The organism is Terrabacter sp. NPDC000476, from assembly GCF_040300125.1.
GTDB lineage: Bacteria > Actinomycetota > Actinomycetes > Actinomycetales > Dermatophilaceae > Terrabacter.
Genome location: NZ_JBEPDF010000003.1, coordinates 173,070 through 191,066 on the forward strand (window position 1 = coordinate 173,070; position 17,997 = coordinate 191,066).

General features: G+C 74.3%; 19 protein-coding genes. 15 read left to right on the forward strand and 4 right to left on the reverse strand.

Annotated features, from left to right (window positions below; all coding sequences use genetic code 11):
- The first annotated feature begins 38 nt into the window (after positions 1 to 38).
- The 4 genes from ABT295_RS16820 (at position 39) to ABT295_RS16835 (ending at position 2,989) form a co-directional block, all read left to right on the forward strand.
- Positions 39 to 989 carry a proline dehydrogenase family protein gene (locus tag ABT295_RS16820; RefSeq protein ID WP_352395554.1) on the forward strand — a complete coding sequence of 317 codons (951 nt, stop codon included), beginning with the start codon at positions 39 to 41 and terminating at the stop codon, positions 987 to 989.
- A gap of 14 nt (positions 990 to 1,003) precedes the next feature.
- Positions 1,004 to 1,810: a pyrroline-5-carboxylate reductase gene (gene proC / locus ABT295_RS16825; RefSeq protein ID WP_352395555.1), complete on the forward strand. Its 807-nt coding sequence runs from the start codon at positions 1,004 to 1,006 to the stop codon at positions 1,808 to 1,810.
- A 15-nt stretch (positions 1,811 to 1,825) separates the two neighbouring features.
- The gene (locus tag ABT295_RS16830) at positions 1,826 to 2,344 is read left to right on the forward strand and encodes a GNAT family N-acetyltransferase (RefSeq protein ID WP_352395556.1); all 519 of its coding nucleotides are present in this window, start codon (positions 1,826 to 1,828) and stop codon (positions 2,342 to 2,344) included.
- Between the two features lie 117 nt (positions 2,345 to 2,461).
- Complete coding sequence (locus ABT295_RS16835) at positions 2,462 to 2,989, forward strand: GNAT family N-acetyltransferase (protein WP_352395557.1); 528 nt, start codon at positions 2,462 to 2,464, stop codon at positions 2,987 to 2,989.
- 24 nt (positions 2,990 to 3,013) lie between these two features.
- Here the strand turns inward: ABT295_RS16835 and ABT295_RS16840 are convergent, their stop codons facing one another.
- Positions 3,014 to 3,682, reverse strand: coding sequence for a potassium channel family protein (locus ABT295_RS16840; protein WP_352395558.1), 669 nt, complete (start codon positions 3,680 to 3,682; stop codon positions 3,014 to 3,016).
- Between the two features lie 51 nt (positions 3,683 to 3,733).
- On the opposite strand from ABT295_RS16840, the gene ABT295_RS16845 reads away from it, so the two are divergent.
- The 5 genes from ABT295_RS16845 to ABT295_RS16865 all read left to right on the forward strand — a co-directional run bounded on the left by ABT295_RS16845 (position 3,734) and on the right by ABT295_RS16865 (position 8,487).
- Positions 3,734 to 4,930 carry an acetoin utilization protein AcuC gene (locus tag ABT295_RS16845; protein ID WP_352395559.1) on the forward strand — a complete coding sequence of 399 codons (1,197 nt, stop codon included), beginning with the start codon at positions 3,734 to 3,736 and terminating at the stop codon, positions 4,928 to 4,930.
- Between the two features lie 238 nt (positions 4,931 to 5,168).
- On the forward strand, positions 5,169 to 6,524 hold the full coding sequence (aspS, locus tag ABT295_RS16850; protein WP_352395560.1) for an aspartate--tRNA(Asn) ligase: 1,356 nt from the start codon (positions 5,169 to 5,171) through the stop codon (positions 6,522 to 6,524).
- A 171-nt stretch (positions 6,525 to 6,695) separates the two neighbouring features.
- Entirely contained in the window at positions 6,696 to 6,896 is a 201-nt protein-coding gene (locus ABT295_RS16855) for a helix-turn-helix domain-containing protein (RefSeq protein ID WP_345508302.1), read from the forward strand.
- Between the two features lie 214 nt (positions 6,897 to 7,110).
- Positions 7,111 to 7,209 (forward strand): 30S ribosomal protein bS22, encoded by a 99-nt coding sequence (locus tag ABT295_RS16860; protein WP_003792170.1) that lies wholly within the window; start codon positions 7,111 to 7,113, stop codon positions 7,207 to 7,209.
- A 231-nt stretch (positions 7,210 to 7,440) separates the two neighbouring features.
- The gene (locus tag ABT295_RS16865) at positions 7,441 to 8,487 is read left to right on the forward strand and encodes an NAD-dependent epimerase/dehydratase family protein (RefSeq protein WP_352395561.1); all 1,047 of its coding nucleotides are present in this window, start codon (positions 7,441 to 7,443) and stop codon (positions 8,485 to 8,487) included.
- Here ABT295_RS16865 and ABT295_RS16870 read toward each other — a convergent pair.
- The gene (locus ABT295_RS16870; protein ID WP_352395562.1) at positions 8,423 to 9,367 is read right to left on the reverse strand and encodes a hypothetical protein; all 945 of its coding nucleotides are present in this window, start codon (positions 9,365 to 9,367) and stop codon (positions 8,423 to 8,425) included. The two genes, ABT295_RS16865 and ABT295_RS16870, sit on opposite strands and share 65 nt — an antisense overlap.
- On the opposite strand from ABT295_RS16870, the gene ABT295_RS16875 reads away from it, so the two are divergent.
- Positions 9,315 to 10,406: a lysophospholipid acyltransferase family protein gene (locus tag ABT295_RS16875; protein WP_345508305.1), complete on the forward strand. Its 1,092-nt coding sequence runs from the start codon at positions 9,315 to 9,317 to the stop codon at positions 10,404 to 10,406. The two genes, ABT295_RS16870 and ABT295_RS16875, sit on opposite strands and share 53 nt — an antisense overlap.
- A gap of 45 nt (positions 10,407 to 10,451) precedes the next feature.
- Here the strand turns inward: ABT295_RS16875 and ABT295_RS16880 are convergent, their stop codons facing one another.
- Both ABT295_RS16880 and ABT295_RS16885 read right to left on the reverse strand, forming a co-directional pair.
- Positions 10,452 to 11,753 carry a DUF5667 domain-containing protein gene (locus tag ABT295_RS16880; RefSeq protein WP_352395563.1) on the reverse strand — a complete coding sequence of 434 codons (1,302 nt, stop codon included), beginning with the start codon at positions 11,751 to 11,753 and terminating at the stop codon, positions 10,452 to 10,454.
- 226 nt (positions 11,754 to 11,979) lie between these two features.
- Positions 11,980 to 12,768: an RNA polymerase sigma factor gene (locus ABT295_RS16885; RefSeq protein ID WP_352395564.1), complete on the reverse strand. Its 789-nt coding sequence runs from the start codon at positions 12,766 to 12,768 to the stop codon at positions 11,980 to 11,982.
- Between the two features lie 151 nt (positions 12,769 to 12,919).
- Here ABT295_RS16885 and ABT295_RS16890 point away from each other — a divergent pair, with 151 nt between their 5' ends.
- From ABT295_RS16890 to ABT295_RS16910, 5 genes are all read left to right on the forward strand, one after another.
- Positions 12,920 to 13,180, forward strand: a complete 261-nt coding sequence (locus tag ABT295_RS16890) for a glutaredoxin family protein (protein WP_352395565.1) — start codon at positions 12,920 to 12,922, stop codon at positions 13,178 to 13,180.
- 144 nt (positions 13,181 to 13,324) lie between these two features.
- The gene (locus ABT295_RS16895) at positions 13,325 to 14,008 is read left to right on the forward strand and encodes a redox-sensing transcriptional repressor Rex (protein ID WP_352395566.1); all 684 of its coding nucleotides are present in this window, start codon (positions 13,325 to 13,327) and stop codon (positions 14,006 to 14,008) included.
- Positions 14,005 to 15,387 carry a glutamyl-tRNA reductase gene (hemA, locus tag ABT295_RS16900; RefSeq protein ID WP_352395567.1) on the forward strand — a complete coding sequence of 461 codons (1,383 nt, stop codon included), beginning with the start codon at positions 14,005 to 14,007 and terminating at the stop codon, positions 15,385 to 15,387. Before ABT295_RS16895 ends, hemA begins: the two co-directional genes overlap by 4 nt.
- Positions 15,384 to 16,346, forward strand: coding sequence for a hydroxymethylbilane synthase (gene hemC, locus ABT295_RS16905; protein ID WP_352395568.1), 963 nt, complete (start codon positions 15,384 to 15,386; stop codon positions 16,344 to 16,346). Before hemA ends, hemC begins: the two co-directional genes overlap by 4 nt.
- Positions 16,343 to 17,992, forward strand: coding sequence for a bifunctional uroporphyrinogen-III C-methyltransferase/uroporphyrinogen-III synthase (locus ABT295_RS16910; RefSeq protein WP_352395569.1), 1,650 nt, complete (start codon positions 16,343 to 16,345; stop codon positions 17,990 to 17,992). Before hemC ends, ABT295_RS16910 begins: the two co-directional genes overlap by 4 nt.
- Positions 17,993 to 17,997: the final 5 nt, after the last annotated feature.

Here is a 17,997-nt window from a genome sequence, read left to right on the forward strand (position 1 = left end):
CCGACCCAGCGACATCTCCCACACCACCGGAGGCCCCCGTGGACGCCAGCGACCTGCTGCGCAACTCCCTGCTGCAGCTGAGCAAGCAGGAGAAGATCCGAGACGTCATCGAGAAGGCGCCCGTCTCCCGCTCGGTGGTCCGGCGCTTCGTGCCCGGGGCCGAGCGGGCCGACGTCGTCGGCGCCGCCTCCGAGATCGCCGCGTCCGGCCGGCTCTCGACCATCGACTACCTCGGCGAGGACACCACCGACATCTCCCAGGCGCGCCACACCCGCGACGCCTACGTCGGCCTGCTCACCGCGCTGCGCGACCAGGGGCTCACCGAGCACGGCGCCGTCGAGGTGTCGCTCAAGCTGAGCGCCCTCGGCCAGGCGCTGCCCGGCGACGGCAACGCCATCGCGCTCGACCACGCGCGCGAGATCTGCGAGCTCGCGCAGCAGGCCGGCACGACGGTGACCCTCGACATGGAGGACCACACGACGACCGACCTGACGCTCGACGCCCTGCGCGAGCTGCGGGCCGACTTCCCGACGGTCGGGGCCGTGCTGCAGGCCTACCTCTACCGCACCGAGGCGGACTGCCGCGACCTCGCCCACGCCGGGTCGCGCGTGCGGCTGTGCAAGGGCGCCTACAAGGAACCCGAGTCGGTCGCCTTCCAGGCGGGCGCGGACGTCGACAAGTCCTACGTGCGCTGCCTCAAGATCCTCATGCAGGGGGAGGGCTACCCCATGGTGGCCTCGCACGACCCGCGGCTCGTCGAGATCGCCGGCGCCCTCGCCGGCCAGGCCGGACGCGACCCCCGCTCGTTCGAGTACCAGATGCTCTACGGCATCCGGCCCGAGGAGCAGAAGCGGATCGCCGACCGTGGCGACCAGATGCGCGTCTACATCCCCTACGGCCAGGAGTGGTACGGCTACCTGATGCGCCGCATGGCCGAGAAGCCGGCGAACGTCATGTTCTTCCTCCGCGGCGTCGCGACGAAGAGCTGAACGGGGGAGCGGCGGTGACGACGACGGCGATCTTCGGTGCCGGGGTGATGGGCGAGACGCTCGTCTCGGGCCTCGTCCGGTCGGGACGCACCCCGGGCGACCTCGTCGTCACGGGCCGCACGCCCGACAAGGTCAACGCGCTCGCGCAGCGCCACGGCGTGCGGGTGCTGCCCAACGCGGAGGCAGCCGACGCGGCGGACACCCTCGTGCTCTGCGTCAAGCCGCAGGACATGGCAGCCCTGCTCGACGAGATCCACGACCACGTCGCGCCGGGCAACACCGTCGTCTCGCTCGCGGCCGGCATCACGACCGAGTTCCTCGAGTCGCGGCTGCCCGCAGGGACGTCGGTCGTGCGCGTCATGCCGAACACGCCGGCGCTCGTCGACCAGGGGATGGCCGGCATCTCGCCGGGGAGCCACTGCACGGAAGCCCACCTCGCCGAGGCCGAGGCCCTGCTGCGCTCGTGCGGGAAGGTCGTGCGCCTCCCCGAGAAGCACCTCGACGCCGTGACCGCCATCTCGGGCAGCGGTCCGGCCTACATCTTCTACGTCGTCGAGGCCATGATCGAGGCCGGCGTCGTGCTCGGGCTGCCGCGCGCGACGGCCACCGAGCTCGTCGTGCAGACCCTCTACGGGGCCGCGACCATGCTCACCGAGACCCACGAGCACCCGACCGTGCTGCGCGAGCAGGTGAGCTCGCCCGGCGGCACGACCGTCGCGGCGCTGCGCCAGCTCGACGACCACAAGGTGCGGGCGGCCTTCGTCACCGCCATCGAGGCCGCCGCCGCGCGCTCGAAGCAGCTGGCGTCCGGGCAGGTCTGAGGGCACGGTAGGGGCATGGCCGAGCCACCCCCGCGCGGACAGCACGCCGCCCTCCACCTGCACCCGCTCTCGCCCGACGACTGGGAGTCGCATCGCGACGTGCGGCTCGAGATGCTGCGCGACGCGCCGGACGCGTTCTGGTTCACCCACGCCGACGAGGCCGTCTACGACGAGGCGGACTGGCGCGAGCGCATCGAGGGCGCCTGGCTCGTGCAGGCCCGCGACGCCGACGGCGTGGTGGGCAGCGCCGGGCTCGGCTCGCACTGGGAACCCGAACGAGCCACGACCGCAACGCTCTTCGGCATGTACGTCGCGCCCCGGGCGCGGGGGACCGGTGTGGGGGAGGCGCTCGTGCACGCCGTCCTCGAGGAGGCCCGTCGCCGGGGCAAGTCCGAGGTGGTGCTCGAGGTGACGAGCTCGAACACGGCGGCTGCGGCCCTCTACGAGCGGTGCGGCTTCGTGCGCACCGGGGCGGTGCACGCCCACCCGCGCCGCCCCGACCTCCACGAGGTCGAGATGGTCCACCGGTCCTGACGGCCGGGCCCACCGGGTGGCCGCGCGGAGGCCACGGGGGTCCGCGGGGGGCCGTGCCCCGAACGTTCACCGGTGCGCTGGTGCGGCGCGAGGGCCTGTCATGCGAAGGTGGACCCCATGACCGACATCACCGTGCGTCCCCTCGGCGAGGACGACTGGGAGGACTACCGTTCCGTCCGGCTCGCCGCACTGCGTGAATCCCCCGAGGCCTTCGCCGCCAGCGTCGAGGAGGAGGAGTCGTTCGACGAGTCGCTCTGGCGCGAACGCATGCAACGGTCGGCGCGGCTGGTGGCCGAGCGCGAGGGTGAGGCCGTCGGGGTCGTCAGCGTCGGCGTGGCCCGCGCGAGCGAGGGCGTGGCCGGCGAGCTCTTCGGCCTCTGGGTGCGTCCCGAGGCCCGCGGGTCCGGCGTCGCGACGCGCCTCGTCACGGACAGCGCCTCCCTCGCGGCCGAGCGCGGGCACTCGCACCTCGTCTACTGGGTCGGCACCGAGAACGGCCGCGCGGTCGCCTTCGCGAGCGGGATGGGCTTCCGCCCGACCGACTACCGCCGCCCGATGGGCGTCGTCAGCGAGGAGGACGGCGAGGAGGAGGTCGCCATGGTGCTTCCCCTGGGCAACGACTCCGGGCCGCAGCTGCGCCTCTGACCCCCGCCGCGCCGCCGGCCGGCCTCACGGCCGGGCGGCGAACCGCTCGATGAGCTCGGTGGGGCCGCTGACGATGAGCATGTGGTGCGCCGACACCTTCGTCTGCGGCACGGCGTACGTGAAGTCCTCGCCGGGGGCCTTGACCCCGACCACGGTGACGCCGTACTTCCGCCGGATCTGGCTCTGCTCGAGGGTGAAGCCGATCGTCTCGCTCGGCGGCTTCAGCTTGACGATGGCGAAGCCGTCGTCGAACTCGATGTAGTCGAGCATCTTGCCGTTGACGAGGTGGGCGACGCGCCGGCCCGAGTCGGCCTCGGGCGAGATGACGTGGTGCACGCCGATGCGGTCGAGGATCCGCTTGTGCTCGGGCGAGAGCGCCTTGGCCCAGATCGAGGGGACCCCGGCGTCGACGAGGTTCGCGGCCGCGAGCACCGACGACTCGATCGACGAGCCGATGCCGACGATGGCGATCTTCGGCTCGGCGTCGCGGATCATGTCGATGGCCGTCGCCTGCGACATGTCGGCGTGCACGACCTTGGCCACCTTGTTGACGTAGGTCTCGGCGCGGGCGTTGTCGCGCTCGACCGCGACCACCCGGTGCCCCAGTCGCGTCAGCTCGAGCGCGACGGCCGAGCCGAAGCGTCCCAGCCCGATGACGATCACGTCGTCGTCGAAGAGCCGGTTGCGGGCCATGGTTTCTACCTCCGTCGGTCACGGGCGCGGTTCCGCGATAGCGTCATCATCATGCCAACTCAGGCCCGGGTCGTCTGGGACACCTCGTTCACGAGGTACGACTTCGGCCCCACGCACCCGATGGCGCCCGTGCGCCTCGACCTCACGGCGAGGCTCTGCGAGGCCCTCGGGGTGTTCGACGCCGCCGGGGTCGAGGTCGTCGGTGCCCAGGTGGCCCCGGACGACCTCCTCGCGACCGTGCACGACGCCGACTACGTCGCGGCCGTGCGCGCGGCGTCCGACGAGCCGCGAACGGCCGACCCGGCATACGGCCTCGGCACCGAGGACGACCCCGCGTTCGCGGGCATGCACGACGCGAGCGCGCGCGTCGTCTCCGGCACGGTCGACAGCGCCCGCGCGGTGTGGACCGGCGAGGCGGCGCACGCCGTCAACTTCACCGGCGGCCTCCACCACGCGATGCCGGGGGCGGCGAGCGGCTTCTGCGTCTACAACGACATCGCGGTCGGCATCCAGTGGCTGCTCGACCACGGCGCCGAGCGCGTCGCGTACGTCGACGTCGACGTCCACCACGGCGACGGCGTCGAGCGGATCTTCTGGGACGACCCCCGCGTGCTCACGGTGTCGGTGCACGAGACCGGCCGGGCGCTCTTCCCCGGCACCGGGTGGCCCACCGACATCGGGGGACCGGACGCCGAGGGGACGGCGGTCAACGTCGCGCTGCCGCCCGGGATCGGGGATGCCGGCTGGCTGCGCGCCCTGCACGCCGTCGCCATGCCCGTCGTGCGCGCCTTCAAACCGGACGTGCTCGTCACCCAGCACGGCTGCGACACGCACGCGGAGGACCCGCTCGCACACTTCGCCGTCACCGTCGACGCCCAGCGGGCGGCGGCCGACGCGCTCCACCGCCTCGCGCACGAGGTCTGCGACGGGCGCTGGGTGGCGCTCGGCGGCGGCGGCTACGAGGTCGTGTCGGTGGTGCCCCGGACGTGGACCCACGTCACCGCCATCGCCGCGCACCAGCCGATCCGGACGAGCGTCGAGGTGCCCGAGGCCTGGCGCGCGCACGTCGAGCAGCTCTTCGGCCGCCCCGGTCCACGCCGGATGGGCGACCTGACCGCCGAGGACGGTCCGCTGTGGTGGCGGTCCTGGGAGATGGGCTACGACCCGGCGAGCGAGGTCGACCGGGCCGTCATGGCGACCCGCACCGCCGTCTTCCCGCTCCACGGGCTCGACGTCCACTTCGACTGACCCGGTTCCGCCGGCGCGTCGGCAGGTCGGGAGGTCGGCACGTCGGCCCGGCCAATCCGTTGGACGCCGGCGCTCGACGTCTCCTAGCATGACCGTCACGGCGACGAGGGGCCTGACGATCCTGAGCCGAGCACGACCAAAGGCCGCCCGCGATCTGCGGTGGCGAAGGTGTGGTGGCACAGCGACATTCCCCATCGCCCACACCTCCGGGGCGTCAATCCCTCTGGAGGTGAACGGAATGCAACCAACCCAACTCACGGCCACCGCTCCGCGCGTGCTGGCCCGCGACCTCGGGTCCGTCACGCCGGGTGAGCGCGTCGCGCTCGCCGGCTGGATCCACCGGCGACGCGTGCTCGCCCACGTGACGTTCCTCGTGCTGCGCGACCGCTCCGGTCTGGCGCAGGTCGTCGTCAAGGACCCCGCCGTCGTCGAGCAGCTCGGGGGGCTGCCCGAGGAGACGGTCGTCTCGGTGACCGGGACCGCGACCGCCAACGCGTCGGCACCCGGCGGCGCGGAGCTCGTCGAGCCGGAGGTGACCGCCCTGACGGAGCCCGCGGCCGCACCGCCGACCGAGCTGTGGCGACCGACCTTCGGCGCCGGCCTGCCGACGCACCTCGACCACGCGGCCGTGACGCTGCGCCACCCGCGCCACCGCGCGGCGTGGCAGATCGCCAGCGCCTCGATGCGCGGGTTCCGCTCTGCCCTCGGGGCGCTCGAGTTCACGGAGATCGCGACGCCCAAGCTCGTCGGCACGGCCACCGAGTCGGGGTCGACGGTCTTCACCGTCGACTACTTCGGCCGCACGGCCTACCTCGCCCAGAGCCCGCAGCTCTACAAGCAGATGCTCGTCGGGGTCTTCGAGCGCGTCTTCGAGGTGGGCCCGGTCTTCCGGGCGGAGCCCCACGACACGGTGCGCCACCTCGCGCAGTACACGTCGCTCGACGCCGAGCTGGGCTTCGTCCGCGACCACCGCGACGTGCTGGCCGTGCTCCGGGAGGCGATCGCCGGGATGGTGGACGCCATCGGGACGGAGGCGGCGGAGGCCGTGGCCCTGCTCGGCGTCGACCTGCCCCGCGTCCCGGACGAGTTCCCCGTCATCCACTTCCGCGACGCGCTCGCCATGGTGGGGGCGGACCCGGACGAGCCCGACCTCAGCCCAGCGCACGAGCGGCAGCTCAGCGAGTGGGCCAGGACGGCACACGGCTCGGACTTCCTTGCGGTGGAGGGCTACCCGATGGCCAAGCGGCCGTTCTACACCCACCCCCAGGGCCCGCCCCCGCCGGAGTGCGACGCGGACGACCCGCGGCGCGAGGTCGGCCGCTACTCGAACAGCTTCGACCTGCTCTTCCGCGGGCTCGAGCTGACGACGGGTGGGCAGCGGCTGCACCGGCCGTCCGACTACGCCGCGGCGCTCGAGCGGACGGGCACCGACCCGGCGGTGCTCGGTGGCTACCTCGACGCCTTCGCGCACGGCATGCCGCCGCACGGCGGCTTCGCCATCGGGCTGGAGCGGTGGGTCGCCCGGCTGACGGGGGCCGAGAACGTCCGCGAGGTGGCGCTCTTCCCTCGCGACCTCAACCGACTGGCGCCCTGATCGGCGCGGCGTCCTGCGGCGTGTCGGCTTGCATCCGTGCCGACAATTGTCCTCATCGCTTCCCCTCCAGTCACATCTGCCCCTAATGTTGCTTCTTGCACCTGCGTGCAGTTTTCGCCGGAGGGGAAGCCGTCGACGCGCGGGTGCGACCACTGAAGATCGGGGTTACACATGTCGAATGAGCGCCAGCTCGCCGAGGTGCGGTTCCTGACCGTCGCCGAGGTCGCCTCGATCATGCGGGTGTCGAAGATGACGGTCTACCGGCTCGTCCACGGTGGGGACCTCCCTGCCGTGCGCGTCGGCCGCTCCTTCCGGGTTCCGGAGGACGCGGTGCACACCTACCTGCAGACGTCGTACATCGACACCGCGTGAGCACTCGCGGTGCGCACGAGGGGGCGGTCACGACCATCGGGTCGTGGCCGCCCCCTCGACGTGCGGCGTGGGGGCTCGACTTTTGGGGTCTCGGCAGGCAGGCGCTACTCTGGTGACCCTGTTCGGCTCGTGTACTTCGACCTACCCTCGCGGTGATGTGTCGACGCAGGTCGACATCAGCTCACTCACGATCAGACACACGGCGAGGACAAACATGGGTTCTGTCATCAAGAAGCGGCGCAAGCGGATGGCCAAGAAGAAGCACCGCAAGCTGCTGCGCAAGACGCGTCACCAGCGCCGCAACAAGAAGTGACCTGACCAGATCAGGTGCGGTGGCTCCGCCCCGCTCGCTCTCGACCCTCACCGACCGGTGGGGGTCGTTCGCGTTCCCGGCGAGACGCCTGACACATCCCCGGGGACGCCCGACGACGGATGCCGGCCGGCGTCGGTAGGCTGCACGTGCGGGGGAGCGCGGCCTGCTCCGCCCGACGCGCAGGCGCGGGCACGAGCGTGCCCGCGGCGACCGACGATGAGGAGGAGCCGGATGGCCAGGATCGTCCTCGTCACGGGGGTCTCGCGCCACCTCGGCGGCCTCTACGCCCGCCGCCTCTCCACCGACCCCACCATCGAGCGCATCCTCGGCGTCGACGTCGTGCCGCCGAAGCACTCGATCGGCCGGGCGGAGTTCGTGCGCGCCGACATCCGCAACCCGATGATCGGCCGGATCATGGCGCAGTCGGACGTCGACACCGTCGTGCACATGAACGTCATCGCGACGCCCAAGGACACCGGGGGCCGGGTGACGCAGAAGGAGATCAACGTCATCGGCACGATGCAGCTGCTCGCCGCGTGCCAGAAGTCGGAGTCGGTGCAGCGCCTCGTGGTTAAGTCCTCGGCCTCCGTCTACGGCTCGTCGCCGCGCGACCCGGCGATGTTCAGCGAGGACATGAACCCCAAGACGCTGCCGCGCACGGGGTTCGGCAAGGACTCGGTCGAGGTCGAGGGCTACGTGCGCGGCTTCTCGCGCCGCCGCCCCGACGTCGAGATCACGATGCTCCGCCTCGCGAACGTCGTCGGGCCCGACATCCACACGGCGATCACCGACTACTTCGCGCTGCCGGTCGTGCCCGTGCCGCTGGGCTACGACGCCCGCGTGCAGTTCCTCCACGAGGACGACGCGACGGCGGCGATGATCCTCGCGACGACCGGCCCGGCCGTCGGCATCGTCAACGTGGCGGGCGACGGCTTCCTCACCGTCGCCCAGTGCGCGGCGATCGCCCGCCGGCCGGTGATGCCGGTGCCCCTCGCCGCCGCCGGGTTGCTCGGCAACGTCGTCAAGCGCAGCGGCCTGGCCGACTTCTCGTCCGACCAGCTGACCTTCCTCGCCTTCGGGCGCGGGCTCGACACGACCCGGATGCGGGCCGTGCTCGAGTTCGAGCCCCACTACTCGACCCGGGGCGCCTTCGAGGACTACGCCCGGCACCTACGCCCTGCCGTGCCCGGCGTCGACGGCGTCGGCGAGGTCGTCAGCGACGCCGCCGGCGGCACCGCTGCCGCCCTCTCCCGTGTCTTCGACAGGATCCAGCCGTGAGCACCGACCCGCGTACGCCAGCGCCCGACGCGTCCGAGACCGCCGTGCCTCGGCGGGCCGCGGCGAAGGGCCGCACCGAGAAGACGAGGAAGGCCGCGGCAGAGGGCGCCCCGTCCGGGGCCCAGGGCGCGAAGAAGGCCGCCGCGAAGGGGGCCGCTCCGAGCCGGACCACGACCGGCAGCCCGGCGTCGACGGCCACGACGAAGGCCGCCTCGGGGAGCGCGACGACGTCGGCGTCGAAACCGCCGGCGAAGCGCGCCGCGAGGAAGAGCGCCGCCACGAAGGCCGCCGCGACGAAGGCCGCGGCCTCGAAGAGCGCCGCCACGAAGGCCGCCGCGACGAGGAGCGCCGCCACGAAGACCTCCGCGACCACGAGCCCGAGGCGCCCGGCGGCGCGCGGGGCCTTCGCGGCGGGGGCGGACCGGGCCTCCGGCGAGCGGCGCCGCCGCAGCGGTACGCCGCTCATCGCCACCGGCCCGCTCGAGCTGAGCGTCGCCCGGCGCCAGGCCGCCGGTGCCGCCCCGGACTCCCGGCCGGCGCCCGAGCCGGTGCCGACCCGCGAGCCGGTGCCGACCCCCGAGCCCGTCCCGAGCCCGGAGCCCGTGCCCACGCCCGAGCCCCGGCCCACCCCGGACCCCCGGCCGAGCACCGCACCGACGTCGACCCCCGAGCCGGCGCAGACCCCCGCCCCCGGGACGACCACGGGGTCGTCGCCCGAGTCGTCGCTCGAGTCGTCGCCCGAGCCGTCGCAGCGGGCCCGCCCGAGCCGGGCCGCGATCCGCTCCACCCGGCGCGCCGGGTCGGGCGAGCCGGCCCGGCTACGGGCGGTGCCGCCCGTCGAGGTCGACGCCGACGACGCGCCCGCCGCACCCGCCGCCACCCGGCATCCGGCCTCCGACGACGCACCGGGCTGGGAGCGGGCCCTGCCGGGCGGGCTGCAGGCGCGCGCCGAGCAGCTCGTCGGTGCCGTGCGTGGCGGCGTGGAGTCCTCGACGCAGACCCGCCCCGGGCCGGCCGAGCTCGTCGAGCTCGCCGTCAACGTGCTGCGGGCGGCTGCCACCACGGCGGGCGTGCCGGCCGACGACGTGGAGCGCCAGGTGGCGGAGTCGCTCGCCTACCTGAGGCGCCGGCTCTCGGGCGACTACGAGGTCGACGAGTTCGGCTTCGACGAGGACTACACCGTCAACGTCCACCTGCCGCTGCTGCGACCGCTCTACCGCAAGTGGTTCCGCGTCGAGGTGCGCGGCATCGAGAACGTCCCCGACGTCGGGGGCGCGCTCGTCGTCGGCAACCACTCCGGCACGATCGCCATGGACTCCCTCATGACGCAGGTGGCCGTCTACGACGAGCACCCGCGGCACCGTCACCTGCGCATGCTCGGCGCCGACCTCGTCTTCTCGACGCCGTTCGTCGGCACCATGGCGCGCCGCTCCGGCACGACGCTCGCGGCGAACACCGACGCCGAGCGCCTGCTGCGCAAGGGCGCCCTCGTCGGGGTGTGGCCGGAGGGCTTCAAGGGCGTCGGCAAGCCGTTCACCGAGCGCTACAAGCTGCAGCGCTTCGGACGCGGCGGCTTCGTCTCCGCCGCCCTGCGCGCCGGCGTGCCCATCGTCCCCGTCTCGATCGTCGGGGCCGAGGAGATCTACCCGATCCTCGGTGACATGCCCGCCGTCGCGCGCCTGCTCGGGCTGCCGTACGCCCCGATCACCCCGACGTTCCCGCTGCTCGGGCCGCTGGGGCTCGTGCCGCTCCCGAGCAAGTGGCTCATCGAGTTCGGCCCGCCGATCGACACGAGCGCCTTCGGTCCCGAGGCCGCCGACGACCCGATGCTCGTCTTCGACCTCACCGACCAGGTGCGCGAGACGATCCAGCAGACGCTCTACAGCCTGCTGATGCACCGCACGTCCGTCTTCCTCTGAGCCGACGGGTCGCTCGCCGGGGCCGCTCCCGCGTGCGGTCGTGCCTCAGGGCAGCGGCAGCGGGGGCACCGGGATCGTCAGCGACGGCACGCTGACCGTCACGCCCGGCAGGGTGACCCCGCCGCCGCCGGCGTGGATCGTCGAGGGCGTGACGCCCACGGTCGGCAGGCTCACGGTGGCACCGGGCAGGGTGACGCCCCCACCGCCGGCGCCCACGGTCGAGCTCGTGACCCCGACACCGGGGAGGCCGATCGTCGCTCCCGGCAGGGTGACGCCGCCCGTGACCCCACCCGTGACCCCGCCGGGGGTGCCGGCGCCCGCGGGGCCCGTGCTTGTCGGGATGCCGGTGGGGGCGTCGGTCGGCCTGCCGGTCGGCGGGCGGGTGCCACCCGGTCGGGTGGGTGCGGCCGTCGCGCCGGCGCCCGGCGCGGTCCGCGGCGGCGTCGGACGCGTGGCCCCGGTGGCCGCGAGGGTGGCGACGGGTGGGGTGGCCGCGCCCGTCGTCAGCGTCGCCAGCTTGCGGCGGGCCGCCGCTGCGAGGTCCCCGCACGTCCTGCAGGCCGCGAGCTCGTGAAGCGTCGCGACCCGGCCGGCGCCGAGGGTGTCGCGCAGCCGCTGCCACGACTCGAGCGAGTCGGCCGGCACGCGGGGGCGCATCGCGTCGACCTGGGGCACCGCCCGGGTGTAGAAGTCCGACAGCTCGGTCAGCGCGTCGGTGCGCTGCTCGGTGCGGTACGCCTCGAGCAGCAGGGTCTGTGCGCGGAGCGTGGCGTCGGTGGCCGCGTCGTACGCGTCGTCGAGGTCGTGCGGCGCCGGGGCCCCGCGGTCCAGCAGGCCGCGGGCCTCGTCGACGTGCTCCTGCGCCTGCGCGAGGTAGGTCAGGCCGCGGTCGACCCGCGACCCGGCGATCTCGACGGCCGCCCGGTTGAGCAGCTGCTTGACGCCGTAGAGCGAGTCGCCGGGCACGGCCGAGCGGGAGGCGACGCCGACGGCGCCGCCGACGACGATGACCGCCGCGGCCGCGGCGGCGAGCAGCTTGAGCGGTCGGGTGGCGACGTGCAGCACCGACACCGTGGCCGACGAGCCGTCCTCCCGGCCCGCGCCGGCGTCGGCGCCCGCGTCGGCGTCCGCGCCGGCGTCGGTGGCCACGGCGGGCGACGCGCCCTCCTCGAGGAGCCGCGCGCGCAGGTCGGCGACGAACGCCGGGCGCGGGGCGAGCCCGGCCTGCTCGAGGGCCGTGACCGCGTGCAGCACCGTCACGAGCTCGAGGATGCCGGGGTCGCCGACCGCCTCGCCGTCGAGGGCGCGCTGGAGCAGCTCGGCGTCGGCGGTGCGGCCGAGGTCCATGGCTCCTCCTGCGTCCGGTGCGGGCTGGTCGGGTGGTCGGGTGGTCGGGTGGTCGGGGGGCGGGTGTGTCAGGTGCTGGGGTCAGGTGGGCGGCGGGGCCGACGGCCCGCGAGGTTCACGATGCGCGCGCGGTCGCCCCCCGGCCCACTGAGAACGAGGGGGCGACCGGGGAGGTTACGCGCGGTGGGGGCACCCGGCATACGGCGGCGGACGACGGGGCGCGGACTCACAGCGCCACCCCCTCGAGCTCGCGGCGCAGGCCGCGCACGGCGCGGAGCTGGAGCTGCTTGACCGCGCCCTCGGACTTGCCGAGGACGGCGGCGGTCTCGGCCAGGCTGAGGCCCTGCAGGAAGCGCAGCGTCACGCACTCGGCCTGGTCGGGGCCGAGGGTCCGGATGGCCGCCACGAGCCGTTCGTCCCGCAGCCGCGCCAGCACCTCGTCGTCGGGGGCGTCGACGCGCTCGTCGGCGTCGCGCATGTCGGCCGTCGTCACCTCGAAGCGGAACCGCGCCGACTTCACGTGGTCGGCGACGAGGTTGCGCGCGATCGTGACGAACCAGGCCGCGATGTCCTTGCCCTGCCAGGTGAACGAGTCGATGCGGCGCAGGGCGCGCAGGAAGGTCTCGGACGTGAGGTCCTCGGCGAGCGGGCGGTGGGCGACGCGCACGAGCACGTAGCGGAAGACGGTGTCGACGTAGGCGTCGTAGAGCTGCGCGAACGCCTCCGTGTCACCGCCCTGGGCCAGCTCGACGAGCGCCGCGATGCGGGCCTGCTCGGCGGCGTCCCGCTCGCCCGGCCGGCCGCGGCCGGCCCCCGGTCCGGTGCCGCCGGTGAGCGTGCCCTCGTCGGCGATCGCGGCCCACAGCGCGTCGAACGCCGCGCGCCAGCCGGGCGCCGCGCCCGCCGGGGCCGGGGTGGTCGGGGTGGCCGGCGCCGGGGTAGGCGGCGTCCACGCCGCGGCCGGGGACGGTCCCGGGGCAGGGCGGGGTCGGGGGGCCGACGTCCTGACGCGCATCGGTCGACAGTCTGGCGGAAGCCGGCGCCCGATGGGAGCCCGGCGACGTGGCGCTCACCACGTGGACGGCGGTCCGCGGTCGCCGGCGGGCCCGGCCGAGAAGACCGTCGAGAGGACCTGCACGGCGGTCCACCGTCCTACAGTGGTGGGCATGACGATCGAGCACGACGGCGCCGCGGCCCCCCGGGTCGTCCTGCTCGGACGGCCGGGCTGCCACCTCTGCGACGACGCGCGCGTCGTCGTCGAGCGGGTGGTGCGCGAGCTCGGCGTCACGTGGGAGGAGCGCTCGGTCGACGACGACCCGGAGCTGCTGCGGCGCTACGCGGAGCAGATCCCCGTCACCTTCGTCGACGGGCGGCGGCACGACTTCTGGCGGGTCGACGAGGCGCGGCTCCGAGCCGCGTTGGGGTGACCTGCCTCCCTACCCCGCCCCATGCCGTGGTAGACGCCCTCCCGTCAACTTTGTGCATGCCTTCACAAACGTCTAGCCTGATCGAGTCCCCACGTGCTCCGCGTTCGTTCCGAACGCCTCGCTGAGAGGAGCCGGTGAGCAAGCGTGTCCGCCGACCCTGCACTGCGTCGAGAGATCCCCGACGCAACCGTCGCGCGGCTTCCCGAGTACCTCCGGACGCTGTCGCGCCTCGCTGAGGACGGCGTCCTGTCGGTCTCGTCCGAAGAGCTTGCCGCCGAGGTGGGCGTCCGCTCGGCCCAGCTGCGCAAGGACCTCAGCCACCTCGGCTCCTACGGGGTCCGCGGCGTCGGCTACGACGTCGAGACGCTCGCCCTCGAGATCTCGCGCGCCCTCGGGCTCACCGAGGACTGGCCCGTGGCCATCGTCGGGATGGGCAACCTCGGTCACGCCCTCGCGTCCTACTCCGGCTTCGTCACCAAGGGGTTCCGCATCGTCGGGCTCTACGACGACGACCCCCTCCTGGCGGACGAGCTCGTGGTCGGCGTGCCGATCCGCCCGCTCGCCGAGCTGCCCGCGCACCACGCCGTCGAGGCCATCGCCATCGGCGTCATCGCGACGCCCGCGCCGGCCGCGCAGGCCGTCTGCGACGCGCTCGTGGGCGCCGGCATCAGCTCGATCCTCAACTTCGCGCCGGCCGTGCTCTCGGTCCCCGAGGGCGTCGACGTGCGCCGGGTCGACCTCTCGACCGAGCTGCAGATCCTGGCCTTCCACGCGCAGCGCAAGTCGCTCGCCGCGGGCCACCTGCGCGAGGCGGTGGCCAGCTCGTGAGCCTGCTCGTCATCGGCCTGTCGCACCACACCGCACCGCTGTCGGTGCTCGAGGCGCTCGCGGAGCACCCCGACGCCAGCCGCGCCATCGCCGCCTCGGTGCTCTCCTCGGCGACCGCGAGCGAGGCCGTCGTGCTCTCCACGTGCAACCGCCTCGAGGTGTATGCCGCCGTTCCCGCCTTCCACCCCGCGGTGGCGGCCATCGGTGAGTCCCTCGCGCTCGCCGCCGGCATCGAGCCGGCCGAGGGCACGCGCCCCCTGGCCGACCTGCCGCCCGGCGACCCGAGCGCGGCGCTCGCCGCCCGCGCCGAGGCGCTCGCCGACCACCTGTACGTCCGCTACGACGACGCGGCCGTCGCGCACACCTTCACCGTGGCGTGCGGGCTCGACTCGATGGCCGTCGGCGAGGCCCAGATCCTCGGCCAGATGCGCGACGCGCTGGCGGCCTCGCAGCAGCGCGGCCAGGTGGGGGAATCGCTCAACGCGCTCTTCCAGGGCGCGTTGCGCGTCGGCAAGCGCGCGCACACCGAGACCGACATCGACCAGCACAGCGTGTCGCTCGTGCAGATCGCGCTCGAGGAGGCGACCGCCGTGCTCGGGCCCCTCGCCGGGGTGAGCGCCGCCGTCGTGGGCGCCGGCGGCATGAGCGGGCTCGCCGCGGCGACGGTGCACCGCGCCGGCGTCGACTCCCTGACGATCGTCAACCGCACGCCCGAGCGAGCCGAGCGCCTCGCGGCGGCGACCTCCGGGCAGGCCCGGCCGTGGCACGCGCTGCCCGACGTGCTCGCGTCCAGCGACCTCGTCATCACCTGCACCGGGGCCGTCGGCCACGTCATCACGGCCGAGATGCTCGCCGAGAGCGCGGCGAGCCGCGGCGGCCGTCCGCAGGTCGTCGTCGACCTCGCGCTGCCCCGCGACGTCGAGCCGGCCGACACCTGGGAGCACCCCGTCCCCGGTGTCACGCTCGTCGACCTGCAGGCCCTCGGCCTGCTGCTCGAGGGCCGCGCCGACACGACCCAGGTGGTCCGTGTGCGCGAGCTCGTCACCGGGGAGGTCGCCGACTACCTGACCCGCCGCATGGAGAAGTCGGTGGCGCCGACGGTCGCCGCCCTGCGGGCCCGGGCCGCGGCCCTCGTCGCCTCGGAGATGGACCGCCTCGACCAGCGCCTCCCCGGGCTCGACGAGACGACACGCGCCGAGGTCGGCCTCGCGGTGCACCGGATCGTCGAGAAGCTGCTCCACACCCCCACGATGCGGGTCAAGGAGTTCGCCATGGAGGGCAGCGGCGAGGACTACGCCGCCGCCCTGCGCGAGCTGTTCGACCTCGAGCCGAAGGACGTCGCCAACGTGTCCATCCCGCCGAAGCGGGCCCAGTCATGACCGCGCTGCGCCTCGGCACCCGCCGCTCGGCCCTCGCCACGACGCAGTCGGGCTGGGTCGCGGACCGGCTGCGCGCCGCGGGTCACGAGGTCGAGCTCGTCGAGATCACGACCGAGGGCGACGTGTCGGGCGAGCTGCTGACGGCCATCGGCGGCACCGGGGTCTTCGCCGCGGCGATCCGCCGGGCCCTGCTCGACGGTCGCATCGACGTCGCCGTGCACTCGCTCAAGGACCTGCCGACCGCGCCCGAGCCGGGCCTCACGGTGGCCGCCGTCCCGGTGCGCGAGGACAGCCGCGACGTGCTCGTCGCCCGTGACGGCCTCACGCTCGGCGAGCTGCCCGCGGGCGCCGTCGTCGGCACCGGGTCGCCACGCCGCACCGCCCAGCTGGCGGCTCTCGGGCTCGGTCTCGAGATTCGGCCGATCCGCGGGAACGTCGACACGAGAATCGGATTCGTCACCTCGGGGGCGCTCGACGCCGTCGTGCTGGCGCGTGCCGGGCTCGCCCGTCTGGGCCGCCTCGACCAAGCCACCGAGGTGCTCGACCCCATCCAGGTGCTGCCCGCGCCCGGTCAGGGCGCCCTCGCCGTCGAGTGCCGGTCCGACCGCTCCGACGTCGTCGCCGCCGTGACGGTGCTCGACGACGTCGACACCCGCACGTGCGTCACGGCCGAGCGTTCGCTCCTCGCCACGCTCGAGGCCGGCTGCACGGCCCCGGTCGGCGCGCTCGCCGAGGTCGTCGAGGGCGACGACGGTCTCGAGCTGTCGCTCCGCGCCTTCGCCGGCAGCGAGGACGGCACCGTCGAGCTGCGCCGGTCCCTCGTCGGCCCCTACGACCGGCCCGAGGCGCTCGGCGCCGACCTCGCCCGAATCCTCCTCGAGGACGGCGCCGCCGACCTCGCGCCCTCCAGCTCCACCGCATCCGACCACGCCACCCACGAACCGGAGCAAGCTTCGTGACTCCTTCCCGCCCGCCGTCCGAGCAGACGGCTCCGACTCCCACGCACTCGACGACGCCGGCCCGCGTGGCCTTCGTCGGCTCCGGCCCGGGCGACCCCGGGCTCATGACGCTGCGCGGACGCGACCTGCTCGCCGCCGCCGACGTCGTGGTGCTCGACCGCATCACCCGCGACGAGGTCGTGCTCGAGCACGCCCGCGCCGACGTCGAGATCGTCGACGCCGGGCACGGGGAGCAGGGTCAGGAGCTGACGCACGCCGGCCGGGCCAAGCTCGTCGTGCGCGCCGCGAAGTCGGTCGCACCGGGTGGCCTCGTCGTGCGGCTCATGGACGGCGACCCCGCGACCTTCAACGGGCTCGTCGAGGAGGTGCGCGCGTGCCGCAAGGCCGGCATCACCTTCGACGTCGTGCCCGGCGTCTCCGCCGTCACGGCCGGGCCGACGTATGCCGGGGTGCCCCTGACGTCGAAGACGACCGGGGCGGTGCACGTGCTCGGCGCCGACCGCTCGGGCGTCGACTACTCGGCCTACGCCTCCGACGACGACACGCTCGTGCTGCTCGGCAGCACCGACTCGATCCGCTCGGCGCTGGCCGCCCTGCGGTCCGCCGGTCGACCGGCCGACGCCCTCGTCGCGCTCTCCGCCCACGGCACCACGGTGCGCCAGTCGTCGGTGGCGACGACGCTGGGCGAGGCCGACTCGGTCTTCGGCGGCAAGGAGCCCCTCGAGGTGTCGCTCGCCGTCGTGTCGCCGAACGTCGGGCTGCGCGAGGAGTTCTCGTGGTTCGAGACCAAGCCGCTCTTCGGCTGGAAGGTCCTCGTACCGCGCACGCAGGCGCAGGCCGGCCCGATGGTCGAGCGGCTCGCCGCCTACGGCGCCACCGCGGACGTCGTGCCGACCATCTCGGTCGAGCCGCCGCGCACGCCGCAGCAGATGGAGAAGGCCGTCAAGGGTCTCGTCACGGGCCGCTACGAGTGGATCGGCTTCACGTCGGTCAACGCCGTGCGCGCCGTGCGCGAGCGGTTCGAGGAGCTCGGGCTCGACGCCCGCGCCTTCGCCGGCCTCAAGGTCGCCGCGGTCGGCGGCGTCACGGCAGCCGCCCTGCGCGAGTGGGGGATCAACCCCGACCTCGTGCCCGAGGCGGAGCAGTCGGCCGCCGGCCTGCTCGAGGCCTGGCCCGAGTTCGACGAGGTGCTCGACCCGATCAACCGCGTGCTCCTGCCGCGCGCCGACATCGCGACCGAGACGCTCGTCGCCGGGCTGCGCGACATGGGCTGGGAGGTCGACGACGTCACGGCCTACCGCACGGTGCGGGCCGCGCCGCCGGCCGCCCCGATCCGCGACGCCATCAAGGGCGGCGACTACGACGCCGTGCTCTTCACGTCGAGCTCGACGGTGCGCAACCTCGTCGGCATCGCCGGCAAGCCGCACACCGCGACGGTCGTCGCCTGCATCGGGCCGGCCACGGCCAAGACGGCCCAGGAGCACGGCCTCCGGGTCGACGTGCTCGCCCAGGAGGCCTCGGCCCTCGGTCTCGTCGACGCCCTCGCCGGCCACGGCGTCGGGCTCGCCGTCGCGGCGGCGGAGGCCGGTCAGCGGGTCCAGCGCCCGAGCGACAAGCGGCCGGCCTCGCGCCGGCGCGCGCGCTGAGGTCG